9 protein-coding genes are annotated in these 8,713 nt (G+C 41.0%); 6 read left to right on the plus strand and 3 right to left on the minus strand.

The window, feature by feature from the left end; all coding sequences use genetic code 11:
- The first annotated feature begins 2 nt into the window (after positions 1-2).
- The 6 genes from menB (at position 3) to ytkD (ending at position 5,698) form a co-directional block, all read left to right on the plus strand.
- Positions 3-821 carry a 1,4-dihydroxy-2-naphthoyl-CoA synthase gene (menB, locus tag IEX12_RS06490; RefSeq protein WP_088053142.1) on the plus strand — a complete coding sequence of 273 codons (819 nt, stop codon included), beginning with the start codon at positions 3-5 and terminating at the stop codon, positions 819-821.
- A gap of 358 nt (positions 822-1,179) precedes the next feature.
- On the plus strand, positions 1,180-2,643 hold the full coding sequence (locus IEX12_RS06495; protein WP_088053143.1) for an o-succinylbenzoate--CoA ligase: 1,464 nt from the start codon (positions 1,180-1,182) through the stop codon (positions 2,641-2,643).
- 256 nt (positions 2,644-2,899) lie between these two features.
- Positions 2,900-3,724, plus strand: coding sequence for an ABC transporter ATP-binding protein (locus IEX12_RS06500; RefSeq protein ID WP_088053144.1), 825 nt, complete (start codon positions 2,900-2,902; stop codon positions 3,722-3,724).
- 163 nt (positions 3,725-3,887) lie between these two features.
- Entirely contained in the window at positions 3,888-4,208 is a 321-nt protein-coding gene (locus tag IEX12_RS06505; RefSeq protein ID WP_102415018.1) for a hydrolase, read from the plus strand.
- 419 nt (positions 4,209-4,627) lie between these two features.
- Entirely contained in the window at positions 4,628-5,173 is a 546-nt protein-coding gene (locus IEX12_RS06510) for a hypothetical protein (protein WP_088053146.1), read from the plus strand.
- A 30-nt stretch (positions 5,174-5,203) separates the two neighbouring features.
- Positions 5,204-5,698 carry an RNA deprotection pyrophosphohydrolase gene (gene ytkD / locus IEX12_RS06515; RefSeq protein WP_088053147.1) on the plus strand — a complete coding sequence of 165 codons (495 nt, stop codon included), beginning with the start codon at positions 5,204-5,206 and terminating at the stop codon, positions 5,696-5,698.
- An 86-nt stretch (positions 5,699-5,784) separates the two neighbouring features.
- Here ytkD and IEX12_RS06520 read toward each other — a convergent pair whose 3' ends face one another.
- Genes IEX12_RS06520 through IEX12_RS06530 form a run of 3 tightly spaced genes read right to left on the minus strand, consistent with a single transcriptional unit; the run spans position 5,785 to position 8,396 of the window.
- Positions 5,785-6,591 carry an ABC transporter permease gene (locus IEX12_RS06520; protein ID WP_088053148.1) on the minus strand — a complete coding sequence of 269 codons (807 nt, stop codon included), beginning with the start codon at positions 6,589-6,591 and terminating at the stop codon, positions 5,785-5,787.
- A complete protein-coding gene (locus IEX12_RS06525; protein WP_088053149.1) occupies positions 6,575-7,384 on the minus strand; it encodes an ABC transporter ATP-binding protein in 810 nt (269 codons plus the stop codon). Before IEX12_RS06525 ends, IEX12_RS06520 begins: the two co-directional genes overlap by 17 nt.
- A gap of 13 nt (positions 7,385-7,397) precedes the next feature.
- The gene (locus tag IEX12_RS06530) at positions 7,398-8,396 is read right to left on the minus strand and encodes an ABC transporter substrate-binding protein (RefSeq protein ID WP_088053150.1); all 999 of its coding nucleotides are present in this window, start codon (positions 8,394-8,396) and stop codon (positions 7,398-7,400) included.
- Positions 8,397-8,713 lie beyond the last annotated feature (317 nt).

The following is an 8,713-nucleotide window of genomic DNA, read 5'->3' on the forward strand; positions in this document are numbered from 1 at the left end:
CAATGACTGTACAATGGGAACAAGCAAAAGAGTATAAGGAAATAATTTATGAAAAGTACAATGGAATCGCGAAAGTTACGATGAATCGCCCACGCGTTCATAATGCATTCACACCATTAACCGTAAACGAAATGATCGATGCGTTTGCTGATGCCCGCGATGATTCGGCTATAGGCGTTATTATTTTAGCTGGTGCGGGAGATAAAGCGTTTTGTTCTGGTGGTGACCAGACAGTACGGGGACATGGCGGCTATGTTGGAGATGATCAGGTTCCGCGTTTAAATGTCCTTGATTTACAGCGATTAATGCGGACCATTCCGAAACCGGTTATTGCAATGGTCTCCGGTTACGCAATCGGCGGTGGCCATGTGCTGCATATTTGCTGTGACCTGACAATCGCCGCAGACAATGCTATTTTTGGCCAAACCGGGCCAAAAGTTGGCAGTTTTGATGCTGGGTATGGTGCCGGATTACTTGCAGAAATGGTTGGTCAAAAACGTGCACGGGAAATTTGGTACCTTTGCCGACAATATAATGCAGAAGAAGCATATGAAATGGGCATGGTAAACAAAGTAGTTCCGCTTGACCAATTGGAAGAAGAAACACTGCAGTGGTGCAAGGAAATTCTGGAGAAATCACCGACAGCACTACGCTTTCTTAAAGCTTCCTTTAATGCCGCAACAGATGGCCTTGCTGGACTACAGCAAATGGGCGGCGATGCAACCCTTCTTTACTATACGACCGACGAAGCAAAAGAAGGCCGCGATGCATTTAAAGAAAAAAGGAAGCCTGATTGGGATCAGTTCCCGCGCTTTCCTTGAGTTATAGAAAAGTATAAAAATTTTAGGCTGCGTTAATGTCACTTTCTGCGACAGCCGCGTCCGGCTCCAGCGCCCAACGACTAGTGGACTTCCCTCACCTCCGTACGATAAGTCAACATCGGTTGGTGTAAAGGAAGGCCGACTAAAGGCGGACTTTGCGTCCAACGTCGGCATACCCCTTTTGCAGGGGCATGTTTCCTTTATCTCCTACGGCTCAGTCCGCCCATACGTCGCTAAACCGGGCGCTTCCGCCTTTGTTCATCAGCGGGGTCAATATTTGTCGCTACAATCCAAAGCAGTCAAAACCTTTGCTATATAGCAAAGGTTTTTCTAACTAATTTCAAGGGTGGTTACATTCATGTCAGAAGTTATTCCGCATTGGTTAACCAAGCAGGCTGGTCTGGCACCAGAACAAACAGCAATTGAATATGTAAATGGCAATACGATGTCTTTTTTAGAATTAAAGGAAACGAGCCAGCGGTTTGCTAGACAATTGGCACACATCGGTGTACAAAAAGGATCGCATGTTGGGATTTTATCGAACAATAATGCTGCCATGGTGATTGCGCTCCATGCATTAAGCTATCTTGGTGCTGTTTCGGTGATGCTTAATACGCGCTTAACAGGGGAAGAATTAAATTACCAATTAAACGATGCAGAAGTATCACTAGTATTAACGAGTGATAAATTGATCAACGATATAGAGCAAATGAATCTTTCCGTATCAGTTAAAACTTTTACGGAAATTACGGGATTACCGGAATCTGACGTCAAGCTGATGACAGAGCTTTACTTAGACGATCCCTTTACAATTATTTATACTTCAGGGACAACCGGTTTTCCGAAAGGTGTTATTCATACATATGGAAATCATTGGTGGAGTGCAATTGGTTCAGCATTAAATCTTGGTTTAAGTGCGGGTGACAAATGGCTTGCCACATTGCCAATTTTTCATGTCAGCGGTCTCTCCATCTTTATGAAAAGTGTTATCTATGGAATGCCCGTCTATTTACTGGAAAAGTTTGATGAAATGGTTGTCCATGATGCGATCATGAGTCGAGGCGTGACAATTGTATCAGTTGTAACAGTAATGCTGCAGCGATTAGTAAAGTTGATAGGCGGCGAAAGGTACCCAGATGCTTTTCGTTGTATGCTGCTCGGAGGCGGACCAGCGCCAAAACCTTTATTGGAAAAGGCAAAAGCACGCAATATCCCTGTTTTTCAATCGTATGGCATGACAGAGACATCCTCCCAAATTGTTACACTAAGTCCAAAAGATGCGCTAAATAAAATTGGCTCAGCAGGAAAAGCCTTATTCCCAGCGCAATTACAGGTTGCTCACCCTACAGACGATCCTGTCGGGGAAATCTTTGTCAAAGGTCCAATGGTCACAAAGGGGTATTTTAAGAAAGCCGAAGTAACGAAAAAAACAATTCAGGATGGTTGGCTGGCAACCGGGGATCTGGGCTACCTGGATGAGGGTGGCTTTTTATACGTTGTCGACAGACGAAAGGATTTAATTATTTCTGGAGGGGAAAATGTTTACCCAACTGAGGTGGAAAGCGTTCTATCCGGAATGGAGCAAATTGATGAGGTAGGTGTCGTCGGAAAGGTCGATGAAGAATGGGGACAAGTCCCAGTAGCCTTTGTAGTTGCAGATGGACAGGTTACAGGGCAGGAAATTATCCAATATGCGCAGAATTATTTAGCAACATATAAACTGCCAAAACATATTTATTTTGTCGATTCGCTGCCACGAAATGCCTCCAATAAACTAGTACGAACGGAACTGGTGAAATGGCTTGAACGTATGAAAAAATAGTATTTTGCCGGAAGTGGAAATGATTTGCATGGAATGGGGGATACACCCCTAAAAAGCAGAAGATACTGTGTTCGAAAAGGAAGATAAAAAAGCATTTGCTGCAATAAGATTCACGTAAATGTAAAAACTAATTGATAAAGATTCTCAAAATCATTGACTAATGACCCAAAAGCAAATAAACTAGAGATACGATACTTAAAAAACCATACATATTTTGTGTAGGTTTTCCACGCAGGATGTAGGGGGAGAGATTCCAATGCAAACGTTAACAGCAAATGATTTAACACTTGGTTACGGTGAAGACATTATTATTGATGATTTAAATATAACAATTCCAAAAGGTGAGATTACCGTATTTATTGGTGGGAATGGCTGCGGTAAATCAACGTTGCTCAGGTCGTTGGCACGTTTACTTAAGCCTAAAGGTGGAGATGTTATTCTGGATGGTGCGGATATTGCGAAAATGGCTACAAAGGAAGTCGCGAAGAAACTGGCTATCTTGCCGCAAAGTCCTGTAACCCCAGAAGGACTGACCGTAATGGATCTTGTTAAGCAGGGGAGACATCCATATCGGGGTTTTCTAAAATCCTGGTCAAAGGATGATGAAAATGCTGTTAATCATGCGCTAGAAGCTACAAATATGCTAGAATTAAAAGATCGTACCGTTGATTCATTGTCTGGCGGACAACGTCAGCGGGCATGGATCGCTATGACACTGGCACAGCAAACGGACACGATTTTGCTGGATGAGCCAACAACCTATTTGGATATGACGCATCAAATCGATGTACTTGATTTATTATTTGAATTAAATGAAAAGGACGGACGCACCGTTGTAATGGTCTTGCATGATCTGAATCTTGCTTGCCGGTATGCCCATCATATTGTTGCGATCAAAGACAAACAGGTTTTCGCTCAAGGAAAACCGGAGGAAATCGTAACATGTAATTTAGTACATGAAGTTTTTCAAATGAAATGTGATGTTACTTTTGATCCGATGTTTGGGACACCGATGTGTATACCACATGGCAAAGGTCGCTGTATTTTCGCAAATCGGACACCACAAACAGCATTTCAATAAATCTGTGCTGTTAAATAATGAACCCATCAATGTTTATCCGTTGATGGGTTCATTTGTGATCATTTTAACCGCAGTCTGACCTCTGGCATCTGATTTCCGACTTCCGATTACATACATGAAACCTGTTATTTTAGCCACATTAATAACAGGAGGTGTTTGCTGTATGGAAAAGAAAAAGTTTTATATAAATATGGGTAGTCAGGAAATTTCTCAGGTGAAATATGGGAATAATGAAGAGCTTGTTATTTATGCAACAGAGAACGAAGCAAGTATGCTGCGTCACAAAATGGCTCGAATGAATGACGCCGATTTTCGGGCATTTTTTCGGGCACATGTTCCGATAATGCAATACCACAACGATGAATCGAATGACGATTACGATAGCAATATGACCGAAGCGTTTCAAATGATTTATAATCTTGGTGACGAGGAGACAAAACGGCATATTGAAAATATGGGGATATTTTCGGATAGACATTTATAGAGTGTGTGCAAAAAGGAGGATGAAAAGGACCGAGAAGTTCGAGGCGGCGTAGTTTCGAGCAGCGGAATGTATGAATTAGATACATGAGCAGCGGAGAAACAAGCCAACGAGCTTCCACAGGAGGTGGTGACTTCGACGTTCGACACAGGACGTGTCGGTACTTAGTCGAAGATCCCCTATCCTGAAGTGTCATTTTTACCGGACTTTTTGAACATCCTCTTATAGATAGAAATTGTGAGGAAATTTGATCGGAGAAGATTCAAATTTCCTGTTTTAATGGAATACGCAAAGGGTGACGGCCTTATTTAGCTGAATATAACAGATAAGGTAATCTTGGTCGATTAGAGGTTTAATCCTCTCCGTAAATAGGAATATCCTAACTAACAAGGTACTTACTTACAACCGGGGAGGATTTTATTATGCGGAATCATCATGTTACGAAATGGATTATTACTGTAATCGTACTACCTTTACTATTTTTCATGCCGAAAACCGGGTTAACAATGGCAGTTGCAAGCAATGAGCAGTACACTTATGCTGAAGCAGCAAGCAGTACAGTGAATAAGGATCAGTCTAAGCAGCAGCCAATTACCAAAGAAGAAATAATAGCGAAAACGAATAAATTTATGGATCTGCTCGTGCAGGATACTGGTAACAACTATAAAGTAACGAACTTTAAAACAAAAGAAGCATTAATCAAGGCCTTTGACCAGGTTGCATCCAAAGAAACAGCAGAAAAATTCATTGACATGTACTATGATGAAGAGGATGATGGGTTGTACATCATTCCTACAGAAACACCAGCTTGGCTGGATGAAAATAATGACTTTAATGTGATACAATTGCAAAAGAACCAAGTAAAAGTGGTACAGCATAGCAGGTCAGCGTTACATGGCGTGTATTCGATTGAAATTGACTTTACCTATGACGATGGCTGGAGGATTACAAATGTTGACTATTCCTGATAACTTTTAGGAAGTGAAGGCAGTTGAACGATGAATATTTTTAAGGATTACTACAATAATGAGGTTAAGCTTTCCTTTGCTGATCAGCCTTTTTCGAAAACCCCCAAGCATGTGTGGGTTATTTGTAAATTTAAGGATAACTGGTTATTGACCAAACACAAGGATCGTGGATTTGAATTTCCAGGTGGCAAGGTGGAGAAAGGTGAAACAGCGAAGCAAGCGGCAATTCGTGAAGTTATGGAAGAAACTGGTGGAAAGGTAAAGGAAATAGCGTATATCGGACAATATTTTGTCGCTGGAAAAGGCGGTAATATTATTAAAAACGTGTATTTTGCCACGGTTAGTGATTTAACACAGCAGCATACGTACTTCGAAACCGATGGACCGTTACTGCTGGATAGTATTCCGAATGATGTAAAACATAATGATTTGTACAGTTTTATTATGAAGGATGGCGTGTTACCTCAATGTATGGGGTATATAGAGAAAAACGCAGACAAATTTTTCCACAAAAATAACACCTGAAAGGAAATTTTCCAGGTGTTATTTGAAGTAGAAAAATGTTGATCCTTTGTATGTCGATTTGAGCCAATGGTCTTTCGGCTTTTGAGTTACCCAGTATGCTTGATCAGCCAGCTTTCGATTTTTTCGACTCCTTTGTACATGATACCGGCGACAATTGCAATGATAATCAGGCTTGACATGACCAATGTGAAATCAAATACTTGGAACCCGTACACGATTAAATAGCCTAATCCTTCTTTGGAAACGAGAAATTCGCCGACGATTACTCCTACCCAAGATAGTCCAACATTCACCTTTAATGTCGAAATCATGGTCGGCATTGTGGCAGGGAATATGGCCTCTTTAAAACATTGCCAGCGGCTCGCTCCAAAGCTTTTTAATACTTTCTCGTAGTTTGGGTCGACCTCTCTGAACCCTGAATAAACAACTAGTGTCGTGATCACAACGGAAATGATGGCCCCCATTGCAATAATAGACGTATATCCGGGGCCAAGTGCAACGATAATAATTGGACCGAGGGCAACCTTTGGCATGGCGTTCATGATAACGAGATATGGATCCATTATTTTAGATAATCTTAGTGATGCCCAAAGAATGGTTGCGATGAGGATACCGGCAAGCGTTCCGATAATGAAGCCGAGCACGGTTTCCAATATGGTTGCCTGTATATGCGGTAATATTGATCCATCTGAAAATTTTTCAATTAATTGTTGAATAACCTTGGAGGGTGAACTAAATAGCAATGGATCAATCCAATTTAATCTGCTGGTGATTTCCCAGATCGCAAAAAAACCGACTAAAATAATAAGCTGCCAGGTGAGTACTATTTTCTTTTCACGCTGCAAATTACGTTTATATGCCTCAAAAAGATGATGGTCAGATTTCGGTTTCATGTTGGTCCTGCACCACCTTTTCCTTGGTTGCATCTTCTTTATTTAATGCCTCCCAGATTTTATCAAACAATAGCTGATATTTTGGGTGTCTGCGCACAAAAAAGGGTTTTTCGTTACGCAATTCGATAGGAACTTCAAAAACAGTTGTGATAGAACCCGGATTTGCATTCATAAGTAAAATTCGATCACTCATGGAAATTGCTTCACCGATATCATGTGTAACCAAAACGGCTGTTTTCTGATAAGACCGCAGTAACTCCGATACCAAATCTTCAAGCTTTAGCTTTGTTTGATAATCAAGTGCGGAAAATGGTTCATCCAACAGTAGAATCTTGGGGTTCGTAATCAGTGTACGTACCAAGGCAACCCGCTGGCGCATCCCACCTGAGAGTGATCCAGGATAGGCATCCGCAACATTTGCAAGCCCGACTTCCTCCAATAGCTCTAATGCCTTTTCTTTTATATCGTTTGTTTTCTTATGCCCGATTTTCGGACCGATTAGTACATTTTCAATAATTGTTTTCCATGGAAACAGGTAATCCTGCTGAAGCATATAACCAATTGCCAGTTCAGATTCTGGAACGGGTTTTCCCTCGAGCAGGACCTCACCTGTGGTTTGCTTAATAATACCGGCAATAATGGATAATATGGTCGATTTTCCACATCCACTAGGCCCAAGTAGTGCAACAAATTCACCGTCTTTCACGGAAAGCGAGATATCCTCCAGTGCTTTTGTATAACTTTTTTTCGAAAAATAATGATGTGATACATGTTCTAAAGTAAGAAATGACACCAACTTCCCCTCCTTACTTACCGATAACATCCTTTGCAAAATCAGTGTTTACCAAATCTTCATATGGTACATCTGCCGGTAATTCACCAGCTTCCTGCATTATCTCTTTCAGATTATTCCATTCTTCTTCATCTAAAATGGGATCGGTGGCAAAGGAACCTTGACTTTTATACCGTTCAATGGAAGAAGTGATCATCTCAAGGTCAGTGTCTTCAAAATATGGTTGTATAACCTTGGCGATATCTTCTGCACTGTTTTCCTGAACCCATTGCTGTGCCTTGTAAACAGCCTCTGTAAATTTCCGGATCGTCTCTTTGTTATCCTTTATATAGCTTTCTTTTGCCATGAAAACGGTATAGGGAACGTGTCCGGACGCTTCACCAAATGACGCGATGATATGGCCTTTTCCTTCCTTTTCAAAAATACTCGCAGTCGGCTCAAACAATTGAACGTATTCAGCATCCCCTGAAACAAATGCACCTGGGATATTTGCAAAATCAACGTTCTGTAATAAATTTAAGTCTGCATGTGGATCGATATTATGTTTCTTTAGAACAAATTCGCCAACCATTTGCGGCATCCCACCCTTACGCTGACCTAAAAATGTACTGTTTTTAAGTTCATCCCACTTAAAATCTGGGTGTTCCTCTTTAGCTACTAAAAAAGTCCCATCTGTTTGGGTTAATTGGGCAAAGTTGACTGCGTAATCCTTTGAATCCTGGCTATAGACATAAATAGAAGTTTCAGAACCGACAAGCGCAACATCTGCACCATCTGACAACAAGGATGTCATTGTTTTATCACCGCCCCATGTTGTTTGCAGCTCGACATCTAATCCTTCCTCTTCAAAAAGTCCTTTTTCAATTGCAACGTATTGTGGTGCGTAAAATATCGACCTGGTAACTTCAGCCAGTTTGATTGGTGTTTTTTCCGTTTTGGTATCGGAATTGCATGCTGACAGGAAAATAAGCATTAGACTTGAAAATAGCAGCAAATACGTCAACTTTTTCATCCATATCTTTCCTTTCCATTTCAAATGGGGTATTTCAAAACAGTGTATGTTTTCGAGGAAAATGTGTGAATGCCTAGTTTACATTCTAAGTTGAATCGCTAAAAGAGGTACGTTCATCCGTAATGAAACTTGTTTCGGAAAAGCACAAAAGCACACTAGCCGCTAAGCGCTGGAGCCGGACGTGGCTTACTCTGCTGGGAGCAGAATAGAGCCTAAATTTATCACTAGCGTTGCAGGAAAATAAAATATAAAAGTCAAGAAATATATTTTATGTGAAATTTGGCAATAATGGCAATTTAACCTTTAAAAGTCATAAA

The sequence above is a fragment of the Lentibacillus populi genome (assembly GCA_014642895.1).
In the GTDB taxonomy this organism is placed as follows: domain Bacteria; phylum Bacillota; class Bacilli; order Bacillales; family Amphibacillaceae; genus Lentibacillus_C; species Lentibacillus_C populi.

Coding starts and splice junctions, on each gene's coding strand:
- menB (WP_088053142.1), top strand. CDS start 3: ATGACTGTACAATGGGAACAAGCAAAAGAGTATAAGGAAATAATTTAT.
- IEX12_RS06495 (WP_088053143.1), top strand. CDS start 1,180: ATGTCAGAAGTTATTCCGCATTGGTTAACCAAGCAGGCTGGTCTGGCA.
- IEX12_RS06500 (WP_088053144.1), top strand. CDS start 2,900: ATGCAAACGTTAACAGCAAATGATTTAACACTTGGTTACGGTGAAGAC.
- IEX12_RS06505 (WP_102415018.1), top strand. CDS start 3,888: ATGGAAAAGAAAAAGTTTTATATAAATATGGGTAGTCAGGAAATTTCT.
- IEX12_RS06510 (WP_088053146.1), top strand. CDS start 4,628: ATGCGGAATCATCATGTTACGAAATGGATTATTACTGTAATCGTACTA.
- ytkD (WP_088053147.1), top strand. CDS start 5,204: ATGAATATTTTTAAGGATTACTACAATAATGAGGTTAAGCTTTCCTTT.
- IEX12_RS06520 (WP_088053148.1), bottom strand. CDS start 6,591: ATGAAACCGAAATCTGACCATCATCTTTTTGAGGCATATAAACGTAAT.
- IEX12_RS06530 (WP_088053150.1), bottom strand. CDS start 8,396: ATGAAAAAGTTGACGTATTTGCTGCTATTTTCAAGTCTAATGCTTATT.